Genomic DNA, 26,242 nt, shown 5'->3' with positions numbered 1-26,242 from the left:
GTGAGCGTCAGGCCTGCTTCTCGGGGGTGTTCACGATCAAACCATCGAGATTGTCGCGAACGCGGATCTGGCAGGAAAGCCTGGAGGTCGGGCGCACGTCGAAGGCAAAGTCCAGCATGTCTTCCTCCATCGGCTCGGGTTCACCGACCAGAGGCATGAAGGCCTCGTCGACATAGACATGGCAGGTGGCACAGGCGCAGGCTCCGCCGCATTCGGCCACGATGCCCGGAATGCCGTTGCGGATCGCCGCTTCCATCACCGTCGAGCCCGGCTCGGCCTCAACTTCCCGGCCTGCACCGGTGTGATCTCGGAATATGATTTTGACCATCGTCCATCTCAGCTTTCTGACAAGCGTTCTATATAGAGCGCATTGGCAAGGTTCCAGTCCGACACTGTCCGGATCGCTCCCGAACCGCGCTTTCCGGACGCGCCACTTTTGGCTCGCGCCATCTCAATCCCGGTAAAATCTCGAATTTGCCTCATTTTCGCGCGATTTCGACGTGGTAAAAAAGTCGTTAACGATGCTGCTGGAAAGCGTGCCGAAGCGGTTCCCATTCCCCTCCGTGCAGGATAGGATTTCAAGCTGGCAGCATTGTCCTTCGCATAGGCGGACCGATGCGAAACCCATTTCGCCTGAAATGGGGGGCTGAAACAGGTGCAGCGAATTCTGCCTGGGGTCGTCCGGATCCCAGGCGGGCGGCGTTGAATTGAGTAGCGTGAGGCGGATTATGGCGAACAAATCGAAGATGCAGGATCCGGCGGACGCCGCCCTGTCTGCAATCGAGGAAGCACTCAATCTGAGCACAGCTGCTTCACAAACGCCCGACAAGGAACCCGCGCAGCTTCCCAAGGCCGACGAGGGCTTCAACTTCGAGGTGGAGCCCGAGCCACAGGAGCCGCCTGCCGCTGCGCCTCGCACCGAAGACAAGCCTGCCGACCGCCCGCTCGCCCGCGAACCTCGCTCGCCCGCCAATGATGACCGCGCCAATGTCGGCCAATTGCTGCAGGCTCTCCAGCGCCGCCCTTCGCGCATGCCTTATTGGACCGCTCTCGCCCTCTCCGCTGCCTGGCTCGCCGGTGGCGCCCTGCTGCTTAGCCTCCTCGGCAACCTCACGGCGTCAAACCTGTTCCAGACCTCGACCTATCAGGCCAACCCCGGCCTGGCTCTCGGCATTCTGGCCGTGGTGTTGCCGCCCTTCTTCTTCTTTGCCGTGGCGGGCCTGGTCTGGCGCGCTCAGGAAATGCGTTTCGTCACCCGGTCGATGACGCAGGTCGCCCTGCGCCTGGCGGAGCCTGAAGGTGCCGCAGCAGAGGCCGTCACCTCCGTCGGCCAGGCCATTCGCCGCGAGGTCGCGGCCATGGGCGACGGCATCGATCGCGCTCTTGCCCGCGCCAGCGAACTCGAGATCATGGTGCACAACGAGGTCTCGATGCTCGAGCGCTCCTATACGGAGAGCGAACAGCGCATTCGCTCGCTGGTGGAGGATCTCTCGACCCAGCGCGAAGCCATCGTCGGCAATGCCGACCGGGTGCGTTCGGCGATCGTCGTCGCGCATGACGACCTGACCCTGGCGCTCGGCTCGGTTGCCGGCCGCATCTCCTCAGAGGTCTCCGAGGCCGGCCTGCAGGTTATGCGCTCTTTCGGCGAGCGCGGCAGCCAGCTTACCTCGGAACTCGCCAAGGTTGGCGATCATATGGTCGGCGCCATGGCCGATCGCGGCAATTCGCTGATCGACCGCATGACGACGACCGCCCAGGACGTCAACAAGTCGCTGTCGAGCTCGTCCGAGCAGGTGACGGAACAGCTCAACCGCCGCGTCTCCGAGATCACCGAACACCTCACATCGACCTCCAACCAGGTCAACGAGAACTTCGCCACCCGCGCCAACGAGATCAGCAGCACGCTCTCCTCGCGCGCCCTGGAGCTCAACGAGACCCTGACCACCAGCAGCCAGCGCATCGTCGACGATATCGTCGAACGCGGCACCGCGGTGAACGACACGCTGGTGCGCACCGGGTCCGGCCTGACCAATGCCTTCGCCGAGGGCACCGACGTGGTGGTCAGTTCCATCCGTGACACCGGCGCCAAGATGGTCGAGCAGATCATCGGCTCCGTGGCCGACGTCAACAGCACGCTGCGCTCGACGGGCGACGCTATTCTCGGCGACCTGCAGAGCCGCGGCATGGATGTCGCCGGCAAGCTCGAGAACACGGCCACCCAGATCGCCGAGATCATCACGACGCGTGGCGGCGACCTTGCCGACCGGCTCACCCAGACCGGCGAGCGCATCCACGAATCCATCGTGGTCGGCGGCGGCGACATCGATCGCCGGCTGGCGGCGACGGGCCAGGCCATCGTGGCCAATATCGAAAAACGCAGCACCGAAACCGAGGTCGCGGTCGCCGCGTCCGCACAGCGCCTGCAGGCCGTGCTGGAAGAGGAAGGCACGCAGCTTTCCACCCGCATCAGCACAGCTGCTCGCGACGCCTCCGGCATTCTCGCCATTGGCGGCGACACGCTGACCCGCGTCATCGGCGAGCGCAGCGCCGCCGCCGTCTCGCAGATCAATTTCGGCGTATCGCGGCTCGAGAACACCGTCGAAACCCAGACCAATGCCTTCGGCAAGGCTCTGGCCGAACGTCTCGACAACCATGAGAAGCGCAGCCAGGAGATCGCCGACGGCCTGCATTCGCGCCTCGACGAGCGCCTGTCGGGCCTGGAGACGCGCAGCCTCGACCATGCCCAGAAGGTGCATTCGGCCCTCGACGACACGCTCAAGGGCTTCGACGCCCGCTTCGCCGAAAGCGCCGGCACCATCCATACCGGGCTCGACACCCGCATGTCCGAGTTCGAGCATCGTTTCAAATCGCTTTCCACCCTCGCCCATGCCGATCTCGACCGGCGTCTGGGCGAGTTCGAGGTGCGATTCGCCACCAATATCCAGAACAACCGTTCAGGCCTCGACGACACGCTCAAGGGCTTCGAGCAGCGCTTCAACGCCAATGCCGAGCAGGCGCATGGCGCCCTCAGCCAGCGCCTCGGCGATTTCGAGCAGCGCTTCGGCACCAATGCCGAAGATATCCACGCTTCGCTCAACCAGCGTCTCGGCGATTTCGAGAAGCGTTTCGGCTCGGGTGCCGACAGCATCCACGCCTCGCTCAGCCAGCGCCTCGGTGAGTTCGAGGAGCGTTTCAGCGCCGGTGCCGAGGATATCCACACCACGCTCAATCAGCGTCTGGGCGATTTCGAGAGGCGTTTCGGCTCGGGTGCCGACAGCATCCACGCTTCGCTCAGCCAACGCCTCGGCGAATTCGAGCAGCGCTTCAGCGCCGGTGCCGAGGATATCCACACCACGCTCAACCAGCGTCTGGGCGAGTTCGAGCAACGCTTCGGCGCCGGTGCCGACGACATCCATGCCGCCCTCAGCCAGCGCCTCGGCGATTTCGAGCAACGCTTCGTGTCGGGTGCGGGGGACATCCAGAGCACCCTTTCGCAGCGTCTGGGCGATTTCGAGCAGCGCTTCATGTCGGGCGCCGGCGATATCCAGACAGCCCTCGCCCAGCGCATGAGCGAGTTCGAGCTACGCTTCGGCTCTGGCGCCCAGGGGATCGAGACCACACTCAACCAGCATCTGGGCGAGTTCGAGAAGCGTTTCGGCTCCAGCGCACGCGACATCCAGGCAACGCTCAGCCGCGAACTGGGTGGCTTCGAACAGCGCTTCGGCGCCAGCACCGATCAGGCGCAGGCTGCGATCGAGCAGCGTATCGGCGAATTCGAGCAGCGTTTCGGCGCCAGCGCGGACCAGGTCCAGGCCTCGGTCGACAAGCGACTGGGCGAGTTCGAACTGCGTTTCGGCTCCAGTGCCAATGGTGCTCAGTCCGCTCTCGACAAGCGCCTCGGCGAATTCGAAGAACGCTTCGGCGCCAGCGCCGAGAATGCGCATGGCGTGATCGACAATCGCCTCAGCCAGTTCGAGCAGTATTTCGCCGGCAGCGCCAATGATGCCCATGCCTTGCTCGATACCCGCCTGAACGATTTCGAGCGTCGCTTCCAGTTGATGGCCTCGACGGCGGCCTCGAATTTCGAGAACCGGATCAGCGACTTCCAGGCCAGCTTCAGCGATACGCTACAAGCCAACCAGGCCGATCTCGCCGCCCGTCTCGGCGACTTCCAGAGCCGCTTCAACGGCGATGTGCAGAACACCCAGGCCGCGCTCGACGACAGTCTGGCCGCCTTCGAGATGCGCTTCGCCAGCAACACGGCCCTGGTGCGCTCCTCGCTCGACCAGCGCTTCGGCTCGTTCGAGACGCACTTCCTCAACAACTCCTCCGCCTTGCAGGATGCGCTCGACGAGCGCCTGGTTACGCTGCAGGCGCAGGTCGCGGCCAATACCGACGTCATCCATGGCGCGATTGCCGACAAGCTCAGCACCTTCGAGACCAAGTTCCAGTCGAACGCGACCATCATCCACGCCACGCTGGACAATCAGCTCAAGGTCTTCGAGCAAGGCATGAGCCAGCGCATCGGCGAGGTGAACCAGTCATTGGAACGCCAGATCGCCGAGCTCGACGATATCGTCAGCAACCGCGGCCATGCCCTCGCCGCCCGTATCGGCGACGATTCCCGGGCTCTCAGCGACGACCTCGCCCAGAAGCTGCTCGGCTTCGAGAGTTCTATCCGCCTGCACGGCACCCGCCTTACCGATCAAGTGCAGGGCCACACGGCCCATGCAGCCGAACTGCTCGGCGGCAAGCTCGAGGCTTTCGATGCGCGTTTCGGCACCCACACGGCCTCCGTCGCACATACGCTGGAAGAAAAGCTGGCGGCGCTCGATGGGCAACTGGCCGATTTGGATGACCGCCTGACCACCAAGGCGAGCGACGTCGCCCAGACTATCGAAGGCCGCCTCGCCCGGATCGATCAGGGCCTGGACAGCCGGGCCCGGTCGCTCAACGAGACCCTGGCGACCCGCACGCTCGAACTCGCCAAGCTGCTTGGCGAAGGCGGCAAGGAAGTCGGTCACACGCTGGAAGCCAAGGCCCGCGAGGCCAGCGACCTGCTCGACGGCCGCGCCGCCGCTATCGGCAGCGTGCTCGACAACCGTGCTTCCCAGATCAGCGATCTCCTGGATGGCCGAAGCAGTGCCATCGACGAGTTGCTGGGGGGCCGCGCCACGCAGATCAGCACCCTCATCGACGAGCGGACCCAGGCGATCGGCATCCTGCTCGACGGGCGGGCCCGCGAGATCACCTCGCTCATCGACGGCCGCAGCGCCACGATCACCGACACCCTGTCACGCCGCGCTGACGACATCGTCGTGGCGCTCGGCAACAAGGGTACCGATCTGACCGAAACACTTAGCGCTCGCGCAGAGGACCTGACCTCGCATATCGACAGCCGCTCTTCGCTGATGAGCAATGACCTGACGGTCAAGGCCGCCGAGATCGCAGCCCAGTTCGACAGCAAGACCACCGCCATCGCGGACACGCTGTCCAGCAAGGTCAGCGAAATCGATCGCGCACTCAGCACGCGTGCCGACGACATCGCGCATGCCCTCGACTCGCGGATCACCCGCTTCGAGCAGGACGTTCTCGGCCGCCTCGCCGATCTCTCGGACGCCCTCGACTCGCGCGGACTGCATATCGCCGACACGCTCAGCGAGAGAGTACAGAACGTCTCGGTCGATCTCCTGCAGAATGTCGCCTCCGTCGACGCGACGCTCAGCCGCCTGTCCGGCGACGTCAGCGCCAAGCTGGGCGAGCGTGCGGACGAGATCAATGCCTTGCTCGATACCCGCACCAACGCCATGGCAGGCCTGCTCAGCGAGCGTGGTCAGCAGTTGATCGACACGCTGAACCAGATCTCGGGCGATGTCAGCACCCAATTGCGTGACAAGACCAGCGCCCTCGCCAGCCTGCTGGGCGCCCGCTCCGGCGAGATCGCCAGGATTCTCGACGAGCGCGGCCAGTTCCTGGTCGAGACGCTGTCCACGCGCAGCACCAGCATGTCCAGCGAACTCGGCGATATCGCCCAGACGGTGGCCAAGGCGCTCGACGAGCGGGCAGGAGAGCTTGCCGACCTGATCGGCAAGAAGGGCGGCGACCTGGTCGAGGCCCTCTCGACCAAGCGTTCCGAACTGAGCCAGGCGCTGGAGGCCTCTTCGCTGGCCCTCTCCTCCTCCATCGAAACCAAGGCCAGCCAGGCGATCGGTGACCTCGGCTCGCTGCAGGCACGACTGCGTGAGGAAATCAGCGGACTGCTGGATCGGGTCGCCGGCACCAACACCGCCCTGCACGAGTCACTCGACAGTTCCACCAAGGCACTTGATGCCATCGAGGGAGGCCTGGCCGATCGCATGCGCGATTTCCAGTCGACCATGCTGAGCCTGGCCGATCAGACCAGCGGCGCGACCGATCGTGTCGGCGATCAGGTCTCGACGCTGCGCGACCTTGCCTCTCACGTCATCAGCGATGTCGGCACCATGGCCGACCGCCTGGAGGAACAAAGCAATCACCTCACCAGCGCCGCTGCAGTCCTGACCGATACGCAGACGCGTGTCGACCAGGCTCTCGATGAACGTCGCGCCACCCTGGAGGCCCTGGTCACCACTGTGGGCGGCAAGGTCGAGGCAATGGAAGCGATGATGAAATCCTTCGCCGAGGTGATCGAGGAAAAGCTCGCCAATGCCGAAAGCAAGGCGCGCCAGACCAGTGGCCTGCTCGCCGATAACGCCAACACCACGGCGCAGGCCATTGCGGATCAGTTCGAACTCATCCGTGCCACTACCGGCAAGGAGCGCGATCGCACCTCCACCGCCCTCAAGTCGACCTATGAGCAGGCAGTGCAGGAAATCTCCGGCCTGTTCGGCAACGCCACCGAGCGTTTTGCCGAAGTGGCCCAGGAGATGCGTGGCATGACCCAGACCGTGAAGCAGGAGCTGGAAGCCACCCGCTCCGAGCTCAAGCGCGGCCTGCTGGAGATCCCGAAGGAGACGTCGGACTCCACCGCCACCATGCGCCGCGTCGTGGCCGAGCAGATCCAGGCCCTGAACGACCTCGCCGATATCGTCAGCCGCTCCAGCCGCTCGCTCGATATAGCCGAGCCGACGGACCGGCCGATCCCTGCCCCGCTCCGGTTGCGCGAGCGCGCCGAGGTGACACCCGAAACCTCTGCCCGCCGGACGGAAATGCCGCGCGCCGGCACGCTGCCCCCGGTGCCCGACCTGAAGCCGGCTGCTCCGGCTCGCGGAACCGCCGTGGCAGCACCTGCCTCGCGAGGCGAGCGGCGCGGCACTGGCTGGCTCTCGGAAGTGCTGGCGCGCGCCTCGCGTGACGAACCCGAAGCGGCCCCCCAGGCCAACACGCCGGCGGTCATGGCATCCTCCCTCGACACGCTCTCGGTCGACATCGCCAAGATGGTCGAACATGACGCTGTCGCCGAGGTCTGGGATCGCTACCGCCGCGGCGAGCGCAACGCCTTCTCGCGCCGGCTCTACACACTGCAGGGCCAGCAGGCCTTCGAGGAAATTCGCCGGCGCTATCGCCGCGATGCGGAGTTCCAGGCGACGGTGGACCGCTATGTCCAGGAGTTCGAGCAGCTCATTGCCGAAGTGGACCGCGAGGACCGCAGCGGCAACATGGCAAGGACCTATCTCACCGCCGATTCCGGCAAGGTCTATACAATCCTGGCGCATGCGGCCGGCAAGCTCACCTGAGCACCGCCGGAAACAGGCAGTCCGCGACCGTTTGGTTGAGAATGAAAAAGGCCCCGAGTTTTCGGGGCCTTTTTCCTTGGGTCGACGACATTGCTGCCGCGCCGAACCCGCGCTTGCGCGGAAGCCTTGTACCGCTATTGTCAGTCAATTATTTGCCAACCCGCCAAAAGCCTGGCGTTTCAGTGAGACGTTCCCGATGGCTGACGCCCTGTTTCATCAATTCCATGCCTTGCTCGCCGTCTACATGGTCTACACCATCGCGGTAGCCAGCCCCGGTCCGAGCAACATGGCCATCATGGGCGTGGCCATGGGACAGGGGCGTCTGCCTGCGCTGGTGCTGGCGGCCGGCATCATGACGGGCTCGATGATCTGGGCCGTGCTGGCGGCCACCGGTGTTTCCACCCTTCTCGCCGCCTATGCCAATGCCCTCACCGCCATCAAGATCGGCGGCGGCCTCTATCTCCTCTATCTGGCGATCAAATCGGCTCGTTCCGCCCTCAAGGCCGGCCAGGACGAGGCAAGGCAAGAACGTGGCCCGATCGATTATCGCCAGCTCTATTGGCGTGGCCTGATGCTGCATCTGACCAATCCGAAGTCGATCCTTGCCTGGATCGCCATCATGTCGCTCGGCCTCAAGTCGGACGCCCCTGGGCATACAGCCTTGGCGATCATCGCCGGCTGTGCGGTGATCGGACTGACCACCTTCGGCGGTTATGCCCTGATCTTTTCCGCCCGGCCCATGGTTCGCCTCTATCAGAGGGCGCGGCGCTGGATCGAAGCCACGCTGGCGCTGTTCTTCGGCTTCGCCGGTATCCGCCTGCTGCTGTCGCGGGTATGAGCTGTTGCGATTCGGATGGGGTCGTGGCCGCGACCAATCTGCATTGAATTTGACTTGCTGGCCCATCATTGCGAGCTCAATGCTGGCCGTTATTACCGGCCTTGGGATCAGGCCGGCAGCCTGGTCTGCCCTTGCTTGACAGCTCCGGACGGCGCAGGCGTGGTCTTGGCCCGGCCGCAGGCCTCCACCACATTGGCGACGAATTGGCGGGCGCAAGCGTCCCAGGAATATTTCAGTGCCTCTGCACGCGCATCGGCGGGCTTGAGCTCGAGGCATGCCAGCGCCGCCCGAGCGAGGTCGTTGTCGAGGATACCCGTTTTGCTGGTGCTGATCACGTCGATCGGCCCCGTCACCGGAAAGGCTGCCACCGGCAGGCCGCTGGCCATCGCTTCGAGCAGGACGATGCCGAATGTGTCGGTCAGGCTCGGAAACACGAAGACATCCGCCGAAGCATAGGCCTTCGCCAGGTCCTCTCCCTCCAGCATGCCGGCGAAGTGCACGTCCGGATAGCGTGAGCGCAGCATCTCCAAGGCCGGGCCGCTCCCCACCACCACTTTCGAACCAGGCAGCTCGAGACCGAGAAAGGCCTCGATATTCTTCTCGACCGCAACCCGCCCGACATAGAGGAAGATGGGTCCGGGCAGGTCGAAAACGCGCACGGGCCTGGGCCTGTACAATTCCGCATCGACCCCTCGCGACCAGCGCATCAGCCGCTTGAAGCCGCGACCCGCCAGTTCACGCTCCAGGGCCGGGGTGGAAACCATGGTACCCGCTCCGGCATTGTGGAAACGCCGGATCCAACGATAGCTCCAGTCGAGCGGCACCGGGACACGTGCAGCGAGATATTCAGGAAAACGGGTGTGATAGCTGGTGGTGAAGGGGCGGCCCTTCTTCAGGCAGACCCGGCGGGTGAGCAGGCCGATCGGCCCCTCGGTGGCGATATGGACATAGTCCGGCTTCTCGGCCTCGATATGCCTTTCGATGGCGCCGAGCGGCGGCATGGCAAGCCGAATCTCCGGATAGGAGGGCATCGGCACCGACCAGAAGTGGTCCGGCGCCAGGAATTCTATCTCAACGCCCTGACGCGAGGCTGCCGCAGCCGTCTGTTCCAGGGACCGGACAACGCCGTTGACCTGCGGGCGCCAGGCGTCGGTGGCAATCAGGATCTTCACGGGACCGGCTCAGGCGGCACGCTGAGGGACCAGCGTCTCGCCTTGGAGTTCCGGCGGCTTGTTGGCCTGACGAACGAGTTCGCTCCAGCGCACCAGTTCGAAACGACCATCGAAATGCTCGACGATAGCCGTGCAGCTTTCGACCCAATCGCCGGAGTTGATGTAGGTGACGCCATCGAGATCGCGTAGCGTGGCGTGATGGATGTGGCCGCAGATGACCCCGTCGCAGTTCAGCCGCTTGGCTTCCTTGGCCAGGGTCTCTTCGAAATGGCCGATGAAACTGACGGCGTTCTTCACCTTGAGCTTGGCCCAGGCGGACAGCGACCAATAGGACAGGCCGAGGCGCCGGCGAATGGCGTTCAGCCAGGTATTGACACCCAAGGCCGTGACATAGGCCCAGTCGCCGAGCAAGGCCAGCCACTTGGCGTGGCGCACCACCACGTCGAAGGCATCGCCATGCATCACCAGATAGCGCTTGCTGTCAGCAGCCACGTGCACCGTCTGCTCGATCACCTCGATGCCACCGAAATGATGCCCGGGGAAATCACGCAGGAACTCGTCGTGATTACCGGGAATATAGACCATGCGCGCGCCCTTGCGGGCCTTGCGCAGCAGCTTCTGCACCACATCGTTATGCGCCTGCGGCCAGTACCAACCACTTTTCAGCTGCCAGGCGTCGACAATGTCGCCGACCAGATAGATCGTCTCGGCGTCATAGGCGCGCAGGAAGTCGAGCAGCATATCGGCCTGACAACCACGCGTCCCAAGATGCACATCCGAGATAAAGAGCGCTCGATAGCGCGTGCCTTCGCTTTCGCTGTTCATGGCACCATCCTCAACCGGCCCAAAACGTATCGTCGAAACAAGCAAGAGAGCATAGAGCGCTTGCTTTGATGCGCTTTGCTGCAGACATCAGCGAAATCGACGACGCATCCTGATTGTCACAAACACGATTCAGTTCATGGTTTTATGACAGGCGATATGTCCGATGGGACATCGATGCTCTTTCGTCCCCTTTTCTCTTACGGCGTCTTGCGCGGAGGCTGAATCACCTCAAATGGCATAGACGCTCCGAAACAAAGAACTAGAGCAAACAAGCGTTCACTCATGAACGCCCCCTACTCTAGTGATAGGCGACCCACAGCACGACGGCACCGAGCAAGATGCGGTAGATGGTGAAAGGCCAGGTCGAAAAGCGCTCGAGGATACGCATCAGCCCCCACAGGGCCGCGAAGGACGAAATCGTTCCGACCACTAGGCCGACCAGCAAGATCAGCCAGCCCTCCGTGGAGAGGTGAGCCCGCAAAAGCGTGGTGATTTCGTGCAGGCCGGCCAAGGCAATGGCGGGAATGCCGAGAAGGAAGGAAAAGCGCGCGGCCTCCTCCCGCGAGAAGCCGCGAAACAGCGAGGCGGTCAGGGTCGAGCCGGACCGGGACACACCGGGGATCAGCGCGCCGACCTGCGCAAGCCCGACGATCAGGGCATCGCGCAACCGCATGTCTTCGACCCTGCGCTCATGACGGGCCATGAGTTCCGCCGCGGCGAGCAGGCCGCCCATGACAAGGCAGGCAAAACCGATCACCGGCAGGGCGCGCAAGGGGCTGTCGCACCGGTTGAGAAGTGGTGCAAGCAGCAAGCCAGCCACCACGATCGGGATAGTGCCCAGCACCACGCCCACCGCCAGGCGAAATTTCGGCGACATCCAATCCCCTGTCCGCACGGCCGCCAGCGATCCGCTGGTGATCGATCGGATATCCCTCCAGAAATAGCTGACCACGGCGCACAAGGCCGCAAGTTGCATGGCCGCGGAGAAGGCTGATCCCGGATCCTGCCAACCAAGAAGGGCCGGCACCAGTCTCATATGGGCCGTCGAGGAAATCGGCATCAGCTCGGTGATACCCTGGACGACGCCGAGGAAAGCGACCTTTGCCACCCCCAAAGTCATAAAGCCTGTGTCGACGCCTTCGGTGCAAGCGCCACTCATTCCACACCTCAAGGATTGCGCCCGGCCCAGCACGCACTCCCACAGAGCTTTCGATCGCGGCAACTTTGCGGCAGACCATCGCCGCCAAATGAATTTGCCAGGCAATAAATGGGACGGGGCCGTCGCGGCTGCGACGATCGCCAAGATTAAATCGGACACAACTTCGGCTTGTACCCTTGAAGCCGCCCCTCGCCACCCCCAATTGCTCGATTGCTGGGTTGCAACATGGGAGAGGATAATGACCTCTTGTTCTACACGTGGCCGCTGGCATCCGCTGCATGTCGTGGCGGTGATCGCCGGGTTTCTGATCTGGTGGCCGCTCGGCCTGGCGGCGCTGGCCTATTTCATCTGGGGCGACCGTTTCCCTAGGGAAAAGGTACGTGAGGGCTTCGAGCGGGCCAAGGCCGAATTCGCCGGTTTCGGCCGCGATCAGCGTAGCTATGCCGGCCATGGCTGGTCAGCCACGGGCAATGCCGCTTTCGACGACTATCGCCGCGAGACGCTGCGACGCCTGGAAGAGGAACGTCGACGCCTCGAGGAAGAAGGCCGCGCCTTCGGCGAATTCGTCACCAATCTGCGCCGCGCCCGCGACAAGGAAGAGTTCGATCGCTTCATGGCCGAGCGCAACACCGCTCGCAACGGCGGCGACAGCCATTCCGCCTGATAGGCCAGGCGTCCTTTCCACGAATAATGACGAAGCCCGCGCAGCTCGATCTGCGCGGGCTTTCTTATTGCCGGGTGCGCAGGCATCTTGCCCATAGGCGCTAACTTTTGCGAATGGAGGCGCAGGTAGCGTGGAGGGTCGATCTCCACAGCTCCATCAATTGATGGAGCGAGATCGACCACCTTTGTCCTCTATCTGGCTCGACATTTCCAAGATGGTCGATCTGGAGATCGACCCTCCAATCTGGTGCCACCACCCAAAGTTAGCGCTCATAGGCTGGAAGCCTGCTCTTGGAAGGGCACCATTGGAAGAAGGAAGAGTGGGCAAGACGCCAGCGCACCCGTGAAACAATCACGCGCATTTCTCAGACAATACTTGCGATAGGTCCCCTCGTTCGGGCATGATCCGCCCCGGCCGGTCGAGGGTGCACGCCCGATACAGACCGGCCTTCATGATCGATGATTTCAAGGACAGCCCGAAGGGCTGCAGCTCTCGACCAAAGGACTCCACTATGAAGCTGGTACGGTATGGCAAGCCGGGCTCGGAAAAGCCCGGCCTGATCGATGCGGATGGCAAGATCAGGGACTTGTCGGCGCATATCGCCGATTGGAAGGGCGATGCCCTGTCTCCACAGTCTTTGGCCCGGATCGCCGCTCTCTCGCCAGCCTCGCTGCCGGAAGTCACCGGCAATCCTCGCCTGGGCTCCTGCGTCGGCCAGCCCGGCAACTTCATCGCAGTCGGCCTGAACTATGCCGACCACGCCGCCGAGAGCAACATGCCGATCCCCCAGGAGCCGGTGCTGTTCAACAAGGCACCGTCCTGCGTGGTCGGCCCCAATGACGATGTCGTCATTCCGCGCGGCTCGGAGAAGACGGACTGGGAAGTGGAGCTTGCCATCATCATCGGCAGCCGTGCTTCCTATGTCGAGGAGAAGGATGCCCTCTCCTACGTCGCCGGCTATGCCGTCTGCAACGACGTCTCCGAGCGCGCCTATCAGATCGAGCGCTCCGGCCAATGGATGAAGGGCAAGGGCTGCCCGACCTTCGGTCCGCTCGGCCCCTGGCTGGTCACGCCCGACGAGGTCGGCGACGTGCAGAACCTTTCGATGTGGCTCGATGTCGACGGCCAGCGTGTGCAGACCGGCTCGACCAAGACGATGATCTTCGGTGTCGCCCACATCGTGCACTACATTTCGCAGTTCCTGATCCTGGAACCCGGCGACGTCATCACCACCGGCACGCCTCCGGGCGTCGGCATGGGCATGAAGCCGCCACGCTACCTCAAGCCCGGTAATGTCATGACGCTCGGCATCGAGAAGCTCGGCGATCAGCGCCAAACCACCGTGGCCTGGAGCGCCTGAGACTTTTCAACCGGCTAGAAGAAATGCCCGGCGCCCTTCGCTGCCCGACAAGACGAAGGGCGCCGGGATGTCAAAGCCGTAAACTGCAGCACGACGCAAAAAAGCCTTCGCGCCGGTCGGACCCTGCGCGAAGGCTTTTTATTGACGTACCCGTGTCTTACTTGAAGATACCCGGCCGGTTGGGTTCGCTCGGATCATCCCAGCGATAGGTCAAGCTAGCCGAGACGATGTCGACCGAGGCGTCGACATTGCCAAAGAAGCGAACCGGTACCCGCGGGTTCCAATGCGTATTGTTGGGATCGAGCTTGATATCGCCGTTCACCGCAAACAGGTGCGAGTAGGCAAAATCGACCGATAGCTTGTTGTTGATCTTATAGCCAAGGCCAACCGACGCATGGATACGATCGCTGTCGGGCAGACGCACGTCGCGATTGCGATCCGAAATCGGAGACCACTCATAGCCGAGGCCCGCGCGCAGCGTCAGTTCCGGGCTCCAGGAATACTCCGCACCGATGGAAGCAAAATAGCCATCGTCATATTGAAACGGCAAGCTGGTGACCTGTTGGCCTGCCGCTACACTCGATTTTCCGATAACCGGAATTACGCCAAGATTGCTCCATTTCGTCCATTCAAAGCCCGCCGAGAGCGTAAGGTCAGGCGTCACGGTCTGCCGGATGCCGATTGTGATCTGGTCCGGTAGGGTCAGGTCGGCGTTTACCTTGTACCGGCCAGCCGGCAATCCGGTTCCCGCAGGAAGATCTATAGTGCCGTCCAAATCTTGCTTAACGGAAGAACGATAGCCAATGCCGATTACCGTTCCTTCCATAGGCGTGATCATGACGCCCGCCGTTAGGCCGTAGCCCCAACTATCACCTTTCAGGATGGCATTGGATGGGCCGGGAAACGGCGCCGAAGTAAGGCGTGTCTTGAAATACATTGCCTGAAAGCCGAGGCCAACTGAAAGCCAATCCGTCACTTTATAGGCGATGGTCGGATTGACGTCGAAAGACATGACCTTCGAACTACGCCCGTAAGTCTGGGCCGGCGACCCATAAGGATTCTTGGTAACCAAGCCGAAAGGCGTGTTGGTGGCAAGGCCGATCCACAGCCGATCGTTGACCTGATAAGAGGTATATCCCGCTGCGATTATGCCATCTTGGCCGATGTCGCCAAACGATGCCCTACCAGGCAAGGTCGTTCCGGTCGTCGGCGTGATGTCGACTTGAGGGAAAATGCCGCTCACCGACCACTGCGACTGCCAGCCGGGGATGGCGGTCATCGTGGCGGGGTTCCAATACATGGAGCTGAGACCGCCCGATCCTGCCGCGACACCTGCAAAGCCTTGGCCAAGACCAATAGTGCTCTGCTCGCGTAGGGCGAAAGAGCCGGCATAGGCCTGGCTCGCCGTAAGCGAAACGCCGGCCATGAGCAGGAATGCGAGTTGGGTCTTTCTTTGCATTCGTTCCCCCATATCATTACCCGCCGTTAGGGCAGGTCTGGCTGTGTAATCTCAGCCGCCTTTTGCTTTTGTCAGACCACGAGCAAGTAAGCACTGCTTGCGGATGGCTCATTAGAACTCATGATTCTTCGTACCAGAATATTGACCCCTTCGTAACGGCCAACGCCGCCGTTTCATCGCGATTCTGTCACGCCGATGTCTCAATTCAGCAAGGTTGTTGCGTTCCTGTAACAGTGGGTTTTTACGTCAACTCAAGATCGAGACATGGTTTACCAGGTACAAAACCTTGCCCATGCAAGATCCTCCCGACCGCCGCCTGGCGGCGACCGCTCTATTTGCGGTCGCGGGGCTCTGAAGCCCGGTAAACAAGATTGCCGGATGACAATGCCTGCGAAAGCCTGAATACTTTCGGCGATCGTTCTCAGGGGGACCCATGAGCGTCATCCCTTTCCCACGCGCCGGCCTGCCGGAAAGCAAGCGGGCAACGCTTGCACCCATTCCGATTTTCGACGCGCGCGAGGGCGGTCCCGTCGCCCATGCCCGGGCTCGCCCGGAAGCGATGCGGGGCTTGCTTCGATCCTGTCTGGTCTCGATCCCGGCCGCCGCCCATGGCGAGGTGGATCTGCTCGACCATGCGGCACGCGCTTGGCTGCTCGCCAGCCCCTCGCCCTATGTCGGCGAGATCGAGACGATCGCCGCGCTCCTGCCGATGCCCGGCGCTTTCTTGATCAACGCAGCCTATGAATGGGGCTGCACCACGCTGGCAGCGGCGGCGCCGGACGGACGCAGCGCCCGGCTGCTACGGACGCTCGATTGGGATTTTGACGGCCTCGGCAGTTTTGTCGAAGTCGTGCGGCAGCGTGGTCCCGCTGGTGAGTTCCTCAATGTGACCTGGCCGGGCGCCGTGGGCGTGCTGACGGCCTTGGCGCCAGGCCGCTTTGCCGCCTCGATCAACAAGGGCCCAGCGCCGGCCGGCGCGGCAAGCGCCAGCGGCGCCACCGTGCCGGATCTGTCCGGTGTGCGGCGTGGCCTGATGCCCGCCATGCACCTGCTCCGACGCACCTTCGAGGAGGCTCCCGATTTCGCCACCGCGCGGGACCTGCTGGAACGCATACCGATCGCCGCCGAGACAATCTTCACGCTGACCGGCCTTTCGCCTGCCGAGACTTGCGTGATCGAACGCAGACCAGAGGCTTTCGTCACCCAGTCCGGCCCAGTGGCGGCCGCCAATGATTGGGCCAACGCGCCCAGCTGGAACAATGGTGCGCTGTCCGAAAGCGACAGTCCCAGCCGCCGCCTGGCGATCGCTGCCCATGCCGGCCGGGCCATGGCGCCCTTTGCCTGGGTGGAGCCGCCCCTGCGCAACGCCATCACCCGCCTTGCCGTCGAAGCCGACGCTCGCCAGGGCAGCCTGCGTGTGCGCGGCTATGAAGCAACACTCGATCGCAGCGACGCCACCCCTGTCACGGCAGACCTGGAATTGCAGGTCTGAAGACCCATCCCGTGACGAACGAACGCGCAGCGTCTTCGTCATAAAAAAGGGCGGACCACAGGCCCGCCCCTTTCCTGTCTTGTCGATCGACCAATCTCAGGCCGCGGCGGCCACCGTTTGCGGTACGTCGTCGCCGCTCAGCGCAGCCGCGAGCTGGGCCTTGTCGAGTTCGCCCTCCCAGCGGGCCACCACGATGGTGGCGACGGCATTGCCGACCAGGTTGGTGAGCGCGCGGCATTCGGACATGAAGCGGTCGATGCCGAGGATGAGCGCCATGCCGGCAACCGGAACGGCGGGCACCACGGCCAGCGTCGCCGCCAGGGTAATGAAGCCGGCGCCGGTGATGCCGGCCGCGCCCTTCGAGCTCAGCATGGCAACGAGGAGCAGCAGGATCTGGTCGCCCCAGCTCAGCTGGATACCGGTGGCCTGCGCGATGAACAGCGCCGCCAGGGTCATGTAGATGTTGGTGCCGTCGAGGTTGAAAGAATAGCCGGTGGGAATGACGATGCCCACCACCGACTTGCGGCAGCCGGCCCGCTCCATCTTGTCCATCAAGCTGGGGAGAGCTGCTTCGGAAGAGGAAGTGCCGAGCACCAGCAGCAGTTCTTCCTTGATGTAGCGGATCAAGGCGAGGATCGAGAAGCCGTTATACCAGGCGACCGTACCCAACACGACCAGTACGAAAAGCAGCGAGGTCAGATAGAAGGTGCCGATCAGCATCAGGAGATTGGCGACCGAGCCGATGCCATACGCGCCGATGGTGAAGGCCATGGCGCCGAAGGCACCGATGGGCGCGGCCTTCATCAGGATGGCGACCAGCCGGAACATGCCCCGCGAGACCGAGTTCAGCACGACCATCAGCGGTTCGGCTGCACTGCCGATCTGGGCCAGCGCAATACCGAACACCACCGAGAAGAACAGCACCTGCAACACGTCCCCACCCGCCAGCGCGCTGATCGGGTTGTTGGGGATGATGTTCATCAGGAAGCCGGTGATGGTCTGGTCGTGCGCCTTGGCGGCATAATCCGCCACCGCCTTGGGATCCAGCGTGGCCGGATTGATGTTCAGACCCGCGCCCGGCTGCACGATATTGCCGACCAGCAGGCCGATGATCAGGGCCAGGGTGGAGAAGGTAAGAAAATAGATGAAGGCCTTGCCGACGACGCGGCCGAGCTTCTTGAGATCGCTCATGCCGGCAATGCCGGTGATCACGGTGAGAGCGATCACCGGGGTGATCACCATCTTCACCAGCTTGATGAAGGCGTCACCCAGCGGCTTCAGAGACTTGCCGAGATCGGGGTAGAAATGACCGAGCAGGATACCCAGCGCGATCGCGACAAGGACCTGGAAGTAGAGGTTTGCATAGAAAGGGCGCTTGCGCGGAGCTTCCGCCTTGGGCATCTCGCTGAGGGAGATCATCTGTTCCTCCGTGGGGCCTCGGCAAGCGGCCTGGCCCAAAGGTTTCCTCGACGCCGCATTCTGCTAGCGGCTGCTCAATAGAGGAGCAAGTCTCGTGCCAATATCTTATGCTATTGATATTGCTTGATTTCATAGTTCGCGTCCAGTGGCATCGCCAGAGCACCCTGAGCGGAGGTCCGCACAGCGGCCTTGCCCATGTGCGGATTTCCGCACATGCTTGACTGTGAACGATGGCAGCAGGAGACCGATGAGCGGAGCAACACACAGACGGCAGAGGCGACGGATCGAATGGCTGATTTTCGCCGGCCTGAGCCTGGTAAGCCTGGCGCTCGCCGTCTGGTTCGCCGGCAATTACGGCACGCGCCAGGCGGCCGAGGCGCTCAGGGCCCAGGCCGCCGGCAACGCTACGCTGGATATCGCCGTGCTGCGCAGCGAACTGGAAAAGCAGCGCACGCTCTCCCTGGTGCTGTCGCGTGATCCTGATGTGCTCGCCACCCTGAGCGCGCCGGATGCGTCCCATATTGGCGCCATGAATGCTAAGCTCGAAAGCCTGAATGCCGGCGCGCGCTCGGCCGTGATCTATCTGATCGACCGCACGGGCCTGGCGATCGCCTCTTCCAACTGGAAAGAGGACATCAGTTTCGTCGGAACCAATTACGCTTTCCGCCCCTATTTCACCGAGGCAGTGGCCAAGGGAGACACCGAGCACTTCGCTCTCGGCACGGTCAGTCAGCGCCCCGGCCTCTACATCGCCCGCCGCATCGAAGGGCCGGGCAGCATGCAGGGCGTGATCGTGGTCAAGGTGGAGTTCTTCTCGGTCGAGGAGGACTGGCATCGCTCAGGCGCCATCGTCTACGTCACCGACCCTCGCGGCATCGTGCTGCTGACCAGCCAACCGGAATGGCGTTTCATGGCGCAGGCTTCAATCCCCGCCGAGGAAGCAGCAAACATTCGCACTTCGCTGCAATTCGGCGACTCGCCACTGGCCGTACTGCCGATCCGGCGCGGCCAGGCCACGCCGGGCGCGGACTTCGTCTCCTTGCGCGGCAGCGGGCTGCATCTTGCCAGCGTAAGCGAGGTTCCTTCAACGAATTGGCAGCTGCACCTGCTCCAGCCGGCCGCGCGCGCCCTCGCCGCGGGTGCCGCGACCTTGCGCTCCATCACCTTCGCCTTGGTCGGCGCCACGCTGGTTCTGCTCGGTATTCTCCTGCACCGGCGCCAGCGCGCGATCGCGCGCACCGCCGAACTCACCGAGGCCCAGATCGAACTGGAGCATCGCGTCGAGGCGCGCACGCTCGACCTCAGCCAGAGCAACGCTCTCCTCTCCGCTGAGATCGACGAACGCCGCAAGGTCGAGGCTAAGCTGCAAACCGCGCGAGACGAACTCACGCAGGCCAACCGCCTCGCCTTGCTCGGCCAGATCACGGCCGGCCTGGCCCATGAGGTGAACCAGCCGGTCGCCGCCATACGCAGTTTCGCCGACAACGCCGCCATCTTTCTTGATCGCAGCGAACCGGTGCCGGCGCGCCAGAACCTTGCGACCATTGCCGGGCTGACCGAGAAGATCGCCGACATCATCGCGCAATTGCGCCGCTTCGCCCGCAAGGCCAGCGGTGATATCGGTCCCGTCGCCCTGCGCGACGTGCTCGATGGTGCGCTTTTGCTGGTCGGCATCCGGGCTCGGCGCCAGGGCACCGAGATCGAGGTCGATCCGGTTGTGGACGGTCTGCAGGTGGCAGCCAATCGCGTGCGGCTCGAGCAGGTGCTGGTCAATCTCCTCCAGAACGCCCTGGAAGCAATGGAAGAGCAACCTGACCAGGCTATCCATATCGGCATAACCGGCGAAGGGGAGCTGGTCCGGCTTTCCGTCTCCGACAACGGCCCCGGACTCGCACCAGAGGTGACGGCCGCCCTATTCACGCCCTTCACCACCACCAAGCCTGGCGGTCTTGGCCTCGGCCTGGTGATTTCCAAGGATATCGTGGAGGAATTCGGCGGCCGCCTCGAGGTCGAAAGCCAGCCTGGCCAGGGCTGCCGCTTCCTGGTGACACTGAAGCGCGCGGAGAAAGAAGGATGAACGGCATGGGCAACGCTTCGGTATTCCACTTCGTTCGGCCTCCGCCCCCCATCATTGCGGGCCTTCTCTCGGCGAGGCACGGGCCATGAGTGTCAGCTCGACCCCACCCGTTGCTTTCGTCGACGACGACGCCGTCCTGCGCGAAGCCAATGCGCAGACGCTGCGGCTTGCCGGTTTCGAGCCTTTCCTGTTCGAATCCGCCGTCGCAGCCCTCAAGGCCATCGACGAACGCTTTCCGGGTGTGGTGATCACCGATCTGCGCATGCCGCGTATCGACGGCATGGAGTTGTTCCGCACGCTGCGCGCCCGCGATCCCGACCTGCCCGTGATCATGATCACCGGCCATGGCGACATCGCCACCGCCGTCGAGGCGATGCGCGAGGGAGCCTATGATTTCCTGCCCAAGCCCTTCGCCTCCGACAGGTTGATCCAGAGCGTGAGGCGCGCCACCGAAAAGCGGGCGCTGGTGATGGAAAACCGGCGTCTGCGCCAGGCCGCGGAGGAGGCCCACGCTCCCTCTCCTCTGCTCGGCGATGCCCCCGCGATGGAGCGCCTGCGTGAAACGCTGAGGGCCGTGGCCGATGCCGATGTCGACGTGATGATCGTGGGCGAAACCGGCACCGGCAAGGAATTGGTGGCCGACCAGCTCCATCATCTCGGCCGCCGGCGTAGCGGGCGCCTGGTCGCCCTCAATTGCGGCGCCCTGCCCGAGACGGTGCTGGAAAGCGAGCTGTTCGGCCATGAGAGCGGCGCCTTCACCGGCGCGTTGAAGAAGCGCGTCGGCCTGATCGAGCATTCGAGCGGCGGCACCCTGTTCCTGGACGAGATCGAGAGCATGCCGCTCAGCGCCCAGGCCCGCCTGCTGCGCGTTTTGGAGCAGCGCGAGATCACCCCGCTCGGCTCCAACACGGCCCGGCAGGTCGACCTGCGCGTAGTCGCCGCGGCCAAGAGCGACCTCGGGTCCCCCGCGCACCGGGGAAGCTTCCGCGAGGACCTGTTCCATCGTCTCAATGTGGTGACCTTGCGCCTGCCGCCACTGCGCGAACGGCGCGAGGACGTCCCCCTGCTGTTCGCCGTCTATCTCGACCGGGCCTGCCGGCGCTTCCAGCGCGAGGCGCCGATGCTGACGCCGGCCATGCGCCAGCACCTCGCCAGCCATGACTGGCCGGGCAATGTGCGCGAGATCGTGCATTTCGCCGAAAGGGTGGCGCTGGGCCTGGCCGAAATCGATCTGGCCGCCAGCCGGCCCGCTATGCCGTCTCCGGCTGGCGAGACCACTTCCCTGCCCGAACGCCTCGATCGCTACGAGGCCGAGTTGATCCGCGAGGCTCTCGCCAAGCACAAAGGCGACGTGCGGACCACGCTGGAAACCCTCGGCATCCCGCGCAAGACCTTTTACGACAAGCTGCAGAAATACGGCATCAACCGCGCGAGTTTCGAGGCGGGAGATACTTAGGTTACGATAGGTGCAGGCGCCTGCTGTCCCACCTTTCTGTCCGGCGCTCGAAAAGGAAGTCGCCTCCACATGTCCCCGTTCCACCGCCGAGACGTTCTCAAAGCAGGATTTGGCATCGGGTGCGGCATCGCGGGTATTGCCGCCATGCCGGCGGAGGCAACCGAACGATTGCCCGACATCCCGCTTTTGATGCCCGCGACGGTGGGCCGGTCGAACATGCGCGGGCGCACGTCAAGACCATGCGCAAATTGTTGCAGACCTGTCTTGCCTCATTGCCCGTAACGGCGCGGTGGGGCGCCTCGGGGATCGATTCGGCCGCGCGCTCCTGGTTGCGCGCCAGCGGCTCTCCCTATGTCGGCGAGTTGGATGCCATTGCCGCACTCCTGAAGGAGAGTGGTGTCTATATGCTCAACACCTCCTATGAATGGGGCTGCACCACGCTGGCCGCTCCATCACCGGACGGGCGCCATGCTCATCTGCTGCGGACTCTCGACTGGAATCTCGATGGGCTAGGCTGACATGTCGAGGTGGTCCGGCAGCGCGGGCCCGCCGGCGAGTTCTACAACGTGACCTGGCCCGGCGCCGTCGGCGTTCTCACGGCCATGGCGCCGGGGCGCTTCGCCGCCTCCATCAACAAGGGCCCGTCGACGGATGGCTGGGGCGGCATGGGCCTACCGAATTTCGCTGCATTGGGCGGCGGCTTGCCGCCCCCGATGCATGTGCTGCGCCAAGTATTCGAAACGGCGGCGGATTTCGACACGGCGCGGCGCGAGCTGGAAAAGGCCCCCATCGCGGCCGAGACCATCTTCACCCTTGTCGGCCCGGCGGCCGGGCAGACCTGCGTGATCGAGCGCAAGCATCGCGACTTCGTCACCCATCTTGGCCCGAGCACCGCGGCCAATACCTGGAATTACGGCGCCACAGCCAAGAACTGGGGCGCAAACGAGGATGAGGATACGCGCCAGGACAGCACAGAGCGCCGCGCCTCGATCGCCTCCTTCGCTGGCGCGAGCACCGCTCCCTTCGCCTGGGTGAAGCCGCCGCTACGCTACGACATCACCCGTCTGGCCGTGGAGGCCAATCCGGCCATCGGGCTCCTGCGCGTGCGGGGCTACGAGGCGAGCCAGGATCGCGAGGACGCCGTGCCGGTCACCGCCGATTTCGAGTGGCAAGGCTGAGCCTTCTGCGCCGCAACTCCCGTTTCGGCCCACAGTCCGGGTGACCACGGCATTGCCAGTATCAACAACAGCAAAAAGCCTCGACCGATGGGATCGGCCGAGGCTTGTGCTTGTTTTCAGGCTTAGAACTGCGCCGTTTCGGTCGAATGCTCCATCGCGGTCGTCGAACTCTGGCCTTCGCCGAGGATGGTGGCGATGGCGTCGAAATAGGAGGTGCCGACTTCGCGCTGGTGGCGCGTCGCGGTGAAGCCTTGGGCCTCGGCGGCGAACTCGGCCTGCTGGAGCTGCGAATAGGCGGCCATGCCGTCCTGCTTGTAGCGGCGGGCGAGGTCGAAGGTGGTGAAGCTGGTGTTGTGGAAACCGGCCAGCGTGATGAATTGGTACTTGTAGCCCATCGCACCCAGCTCGCGCTGGAAGGCCTTCATCGCCGCCGGATCCATATGCTTGGCCCAGTTGAACGAGGGCGAGCAGTTATAGGCCAGCATCTGGTCCGGATGCTCCTTGCGCACGGCTTCGGCGAAACGCCTGGCGTCGGGCAGGCTCGGCGTCGAGGTCTCGCACCAGATCAGGTCGGCATAGGGCGCATAGGCAATGCCGCGGGCGATCGCCGCCTCGAAGCCGCCCTTGAGCACATAGAAGCCTTCCGGCGTGCGCTCTCCGGTGATGAAGGGCCGGTCGGCCTCGTCGACATCGGAGGTGATCAGGCGGGCGGCCTCGGCGTCGGTGCGGGCCATGATCAGGGTGGGCACACCCATCACGTCAGCCGCAAGGCGCGCCGCGTTCAGCGTCTTGATGAAGGTGCGCGTCGGCACCAGCACCTTGCCGCCGAGATGGCCGCACTTCTTCTCCGAGGCGAGTTGGTCCTCGAAATGCACCGCGGCGGCGCCGGCCTCGATCATCGCCTTCATCAATTCATAGGCGTTGAGCTGGCCGCCAAAGCCGGCTTCGGCATCGGCGATGACAGGCACGAAATAATCGAGCTGCTCGCCGCCCTTGCCATCGACGCGCTCCATGGTCTGGATCTGGTCGGCGCGCTGCAGGGCCTTGTTGATACGGCGCACCACCGAGGGCACGCTGTCGACCGGATAGAGGCTCTGGTCGGGATACATGTTGCCCGAGGTGTTGGCGTCAGCCGCCACCTGCCAGCCGGACAGGTAGATCGCCTCGAGGCCGGCCTTGACCTGCTGCACGGCCTGGTTGCCGGTGAAGGTGCCCAGTGTCGGCACATAGTCACGCTTATGCAGGAGTTCCCACAGGCGCCTGGCGCCATTTTCGGCCAGCGTGTTGCGGATCGGCAGGGACCCGGCGAGCCGCTCCACGTCGCGCGGCGTGTAGTTGCGGCGGACGTTGCGCCAGCGATCCGGCGCCCATTCGGGGGCGGGGAAGGTCTCGGCGGGGCGGTTCTTCTGGGTATCGAGCATCACAAAATTCCTAACGTGTAGACGTGTAAAGACATTGACGGCGGCAGCATCCTTGATTGCTGTGGTGCTGCCTCACCTGTTGGCAAGGAAAGTCCGGCTGTCGCTACGACCATCCGCGGGCGTGACTGCGATGCCGGCGATCCCACGGCTCAATTGCGCCGGCTGCGAGTGAAGGTGGCGGCGATCATCGACTGGCCGTCGAACATGTGTTCGGAAGCGCCGCCACCCACGCGGGTGAAGCGATGCCGGCCAATCTTGTGCACGATCGAAAAGTCCCGGTCCGCCAGGCCCTGAGCGTGGTACTCGGCGTTGATCTCGGCCATGCTGGCGCCGATGATGGTGATGAATTCGTCGTGATCGTTGCTTTGGCGCATCTGGTCCATAACACGTTCCTCCGTGCCGCGTTTCGTGTTAAGTCAATGATTGACACCGCGGCGCAATAAAGCAAGGCGTATCGCATTTCCGGGGCGTCAACCGGAAAAGCGCTGTAAAGAAAATTTTGTAATGCTGTAAATCGTGTAAAGATTTACAAAGCGACGAGACCGGAAACGAACCATGACAGGCGCCATGCAAGAGGCCGACCCGCGTATCGGCGGCAAGATTCAGAGGCTGCGCCGGCAGAGCCGGATTTCACAGGCGCAACTCGCCAGCTCGCTCGGCATTTCGGCGAGCTATCTCAACCTGATCGAGCACAATCGCAGGCGCATGACAGTGCCCCTGCTGTTGAAGACGGCCAGCTATTTCGGCGTCGACGCCACCGAGCTCGCCGAGAACGACGATTCGCGCCTGGCTGGCGACCTGATGGAATTGTTCGGCGACGATCTCTTTGCCGACAGCGACGTCACCAATCAGGACGTGCGCGATCTCGCCAGCTCCAACCCGCAGATCGGGCGCGCCATCGTGCATCTGTTCGATCGCTTCCGTTCGCTGCGCAATGCCAACCAGGGCGCCACGTCCGCCCAGGAGGCGGGCTATCACGTCGCCACCGATGCGGTCTCCGATTTCCTGCAGGCCAACGCCAACTACTTCCCGGCACTGGAGGCCCAGGCCGAGCGCATTCGCGGCGAGATCGACAATCTCTCCGATTCCTTCGAGCCCGGCCTCAAGCTCTACCTCTCCAACGTGTTCGGCGTGCAATGGCGGCTGGCTCCCCTGCCCCAGGGCCTGGCCGGGCGCCTCGGCAGGGACGAGGAAACCTTCGAGACCGCGGACGTACTTTCGCCCGAAAGCGCCACCTTCACGGCGGCCCACCGCCTCGGCCTGCTCGCCGCCTCGCGCGAGATCGAGCATCTTATCACCGAAGGCGCCTTGCCGGCCGATGCCCCGGCCCTGGCCCGCCATGCCCTGGCCGCCTATTTCGCCGGCGCAGTGATCATGCCCTATCAGCCTTTCCTCGCCGCCTGCCGCGAGACGCGCTATGACATCGACAGGATCGCCCGGCGCTTCAAGACCAGCTTCGAGCAGGTGTGTCACCGCATGACCACGCTGCAGCGCCCCGGCGCCAGCGGCATCCCGCTGCACCTAATCCGTACCGACATCGCCGGCAACATCTCCAAGCGTTTCTCGCTCTCGGGCATTCACATTCCGCGCCATTCCGGCGCCTGCCCGCGCTGGAACGTTTACGCCGCCTTCCTGCTGCCGGGCCAGATCAACATCCAGATCAGCCAGATGCCGGAAGGCACACGCTATTTCTGCATTGCAAAGTCATTGACAAAGGGTGGGCATCGGCACAATGCTCCACGACGCCATCTGTCGATCGGCCTGGGTTGCCACATCTCCCACGCCGCCGAGATGGTCTATTCCGATGGCATGGACGTTTCCAATGCCGGCCAGGCCGTAGCAATCGGCGTAGGCTGCCGCATCTGCCCGCGCCTCGACTGCGGGCAGCGCGCCCACCCCCCGGCTGAGCACAAGCTGGTGCTGAATGAACACGAACACGCCGAGAGCCTCTATTCTCGGATCTGAGAATAACCGTCGCGACTATCCCAGGCATGCCACCCGCCGCCC

Annotated in this window: 18 protein-coding genes; 10 read left to right on the top strand and 8 right to left on the bottom strand. The window is 63.7% G+C overall.

The genetic code is table 11. The features are described 5' to 3' along the window. Positions 1-7: 7 nt before the first annotated feature. A complete protein-coding gene (locus tag ACZYTC_RS07225) occupies positions 8-328 on the bottom strand; it encodes a 2Fe-2S iron-sulfur cluster-binding protein (protein ID WP_434956733.1) in 321 nt (106 codons plus the stop codon). Positions 329-728: 400 nt separating this feature from the next. Between ACZYTC_RS07225 and ACZYTC_RS07220 the strand changes: the two genes are divergently transcribed. Both ACZYTC_RS07220 and ACZYTC_RS07215 read left to right on the top strand, forming a co-directional pair. Next, complete coding sequence (locus ACZYTC_RS07220) at positions 729-7,715, top strand: apolipoprotein A-IV repeat region-like domain-containing protein (RefSeq protein ID WP_488989214.1); 6,987 nt, start codon at positions 729-731, stop codon at positions 7,713-7,715. A 196-nt stretch (positions 7,716-7,911) separates the two neighbouring features. Beyond that, complete coding sequence (locus ACZYTC_RS07215) at positions 7,912-8,553, top strand: LysE family translocator (protein ID WP_488989213.1); 642 nt, start codon at positions 7,912-7,914, stop codon at positions 8,551-8,553. A gap of 107 nt (positions 8,554-8,660) precedes the next feature. Here ACZYTC_RS07215 and ACZYTC_RS07210 read toward each other — a convergent pair whose 3' ends face one another. From ACZYTC_RS07210 to ACZYTC_RS07200, 3 genes are all read right to left on the bottom strand, one after another. Continuing rightward, positions 8,661-9,725 carry a glycosyltransferase family 4 protein gene (locus ACZYTC_RS07210; protein ID WP_488989212.1) on the bottom strand — a complete coding sequence of 355 codons (1,065 nt, stop codon included), beginning with the start codon at positions 9,723-9,725 and terminating at the stop codon, positions 8,661-8,663. 9 nt (positions 9,726-9,734) lie between these two features. Then, positions 9,735-10,550 (bottom strand): UDP-2,3-diacylglucosamine diphosphatase, encoded by an 816-nt coding sequence (locus tag ACZYTC_RS07205; RefSeq protein WP_488989211.1) that lies wholly within the window; start codon positions 10,548-10,550, stop codon positions 9,735-9,737. Positions 10,551-10,848: 298 nt separating this feature from the next. Continuing rightward, complete coding sequence (locus ACZYTC_RS07200) at positions 10,849-11,709, bottom strand: undecaprenyl-diphosphate phosphatase (protein ID WP_441773955.1); 861 nt, start codon at positions 11,707-11,709, stop codon at positions 10,849-10,851. Between the two features lie 238 nt (positions 11,710-11,947). On the opposite strand from ACZYTC_RS07200, the gene ACZYTC_RS07195 reads away from it, so the two are divergent. After that, the gene (locus ACZYTC_RS07195; protein ID WP_434956739.1) at positions 11,948-12,373 is read left to right on the top strand and encodes a DUF2852 domain-containing protein; all 426 of its coding nucleotides are present in this window, start codon (positions 11,948-11,950) and stop codon (positions 12,371-12,373) included. A 511-nt stretch (positions 12,374-12,884) separates the two neighbouring features. Next, entirely contained in the window at positions 12,885-13,733 is an 849-nt protein-coding gene (locus tag ACZYTC_RS07190) for a fumarylacetoacetate hydrolase family protein (RefSeq protein ID WP_441773954.1), read from the top strand. A gap of 157 nt (positions 13,734-13,890) precedes the next feature. On the opposite strand, the gene ACZYTC_RS07185 is transcribed toward ACZYTC_RS07190, so the two are convergent. After that, positions 13,891-15,192 carry an OmpP1/FadL family transporter gene (locus tag ACZYTC_RS07185; protein ID WP_488989210.1) on the bottom strand — a complete coding sequence of 434 codons (1,302 nt, stop codon included), beginning with the start codon at positions 15,190-15,192 and terminating at the stop codon, positions 13,891-13,893. A gap of 433 nt (positions 15,193-15,625) precedes the next feature. Between ACZYTC_RS07185 and ACZYTC_RS07180 the strand changes: the two genes are divergently transcribed. After that, entirely contained in the window at positions 15,626-16,684 is a 1,059-nt protein-coding gene (locus tag ACZYTC_RS07180) for an Ntn hydrolase family protein (RefSeq protein ID WP_488989209.1), read from the top strand. Positions 16,685-16,780: 96 nt separating this feature from the next. On the opposite strand, the gene ACZYTC_RS07175 is transcribed toward ACZYTC_RS07180, so the two are convergent. Further along, complete coding sequence (locus tag ACZYTC_RS07175) at positions 16,781-18,103, bottom strand: dicarboxylate/amino acid:cation symporter (protein WP_434956743.1); 1,323 nt, start codon at positions 18,101-18,103, stop codon at positions 16,781-16,783. A 247-nt stretch (positions 18,104-18,350) separates the two neighbouring features. Between ACZYTC_RS07175 and ACZYTC_RS07170 the strand changes: the two genes are divergently transcribed. The 4 genes from ACZYTC_RS07170 to ACZYTC_RS07155 all read left to right on the top strand — a co-directional run bounded on the left by ACZYTC_RS07170 (position 18,351) and on the right by ACZYTC_RS07155 (position 22,814). After that, positions 18,351-20,180 carry a sensor histidine kinase gene (locus tag ACZYTC_RS07170; RefSeq protein ID WP_488989208.1) on the top strand — a complete coding sequence of 610 codons (1,830 nt, stop codon included), beginning with the start codon at positions 18,351-18,353 and terminating at the stop codon, positions 20,178-20,180. A gap of 85 nt (positions 20,181-20,265) precedes the next feature. Further along, complete coding sequence (locus tag ACZYTC_RS07165; protein ID WP_488989207.1) at positions 20,266-21,636, top strand: sigma-54-dependent transcriptional regulator; 1,371 nt, start codon at positions 20,266-20,268, stop codon at positions 21,634-21,636. 239 nt (positions 21,637-21,875) lie between these two features. After that, the gene (locus ACZYTC_RS07160; RefSeq protein ID WP_488989206.1) at positions 21,876-22,154 is read left to right on the top strand and encodes a hypothetical protein; all 279 of its coding nucleotides are present in this window, start codon (positions 21,876-21,878) and stop codon (positions 22,152-22,154) included. Between the two features lie 9 nt (positions 22,155-22,163). Beyond that, positions 22,164-22,814, top strand: coding sequence for an Ntn hydrolase family protein (locus tag ACZYTC_RS07155; RefSeq protein ID WP_488989205.1), 651 nt, complete (start codon positions 22,164-22,166; stop codon positions 22,812-22,814). Between the two features lie 122 nt (positions 22,815-22,936). Here ACZYTC_RS07155 and aceA read toward each other — a convergent pair whose 3' ends face one another. Both aceA and ACZYTC_RS07145 read right to left on the bottom strand, forming a co-directional pair. Then, positions 22,937-24,235 (bottom strand): isocitrate lyase, encoded by a 1,299-nt coding sequence (gene aceA, locus ACZYTC_RS07150; protein WP_488989204.1) that lies wholly within the window; start codon positions 24,233-24,235, stop codon positions 22,937-22,939. Positions 24,236-24,384: 149 nt separating this feature from the next. After that, positions 24,385-24,618, bottom strand: a complete 234-nt coding sequence (locus ACZYTC_RS07145; protein WP_149254922.1) for a hypothetical protein — start codon at positions 24,616-24,618, stop codon at positions 24,385-24,387. A gap of 172 nt (positions 24,619-24,790) precedes the next feature. Between ACZYTC_RS07145 and ACZYTC_RS07140 the strand changes: the two genes are divergently transcribed. Next, positions 24,791-26,200, top strand: a complete 1,410-nt coding sequence (locus ACZYTC_RS07140; protein ID WP_434956747.1) for a helix-turn-helix domain-containing protein — start codon at positions 24,791-24,793, stop codon at positions 26,198-26,200. Positions 26,201-26,242 lie beyond the last annotated feature (42 nt).

The organism is Labrys sp. F242 (genome assembly GCF_057813875.1).
The sequence above is the reverse complement of the archived record's forward strand: the minus strand, read 5'-3'. Positions and strand labels throughout refer to the sequence as shown.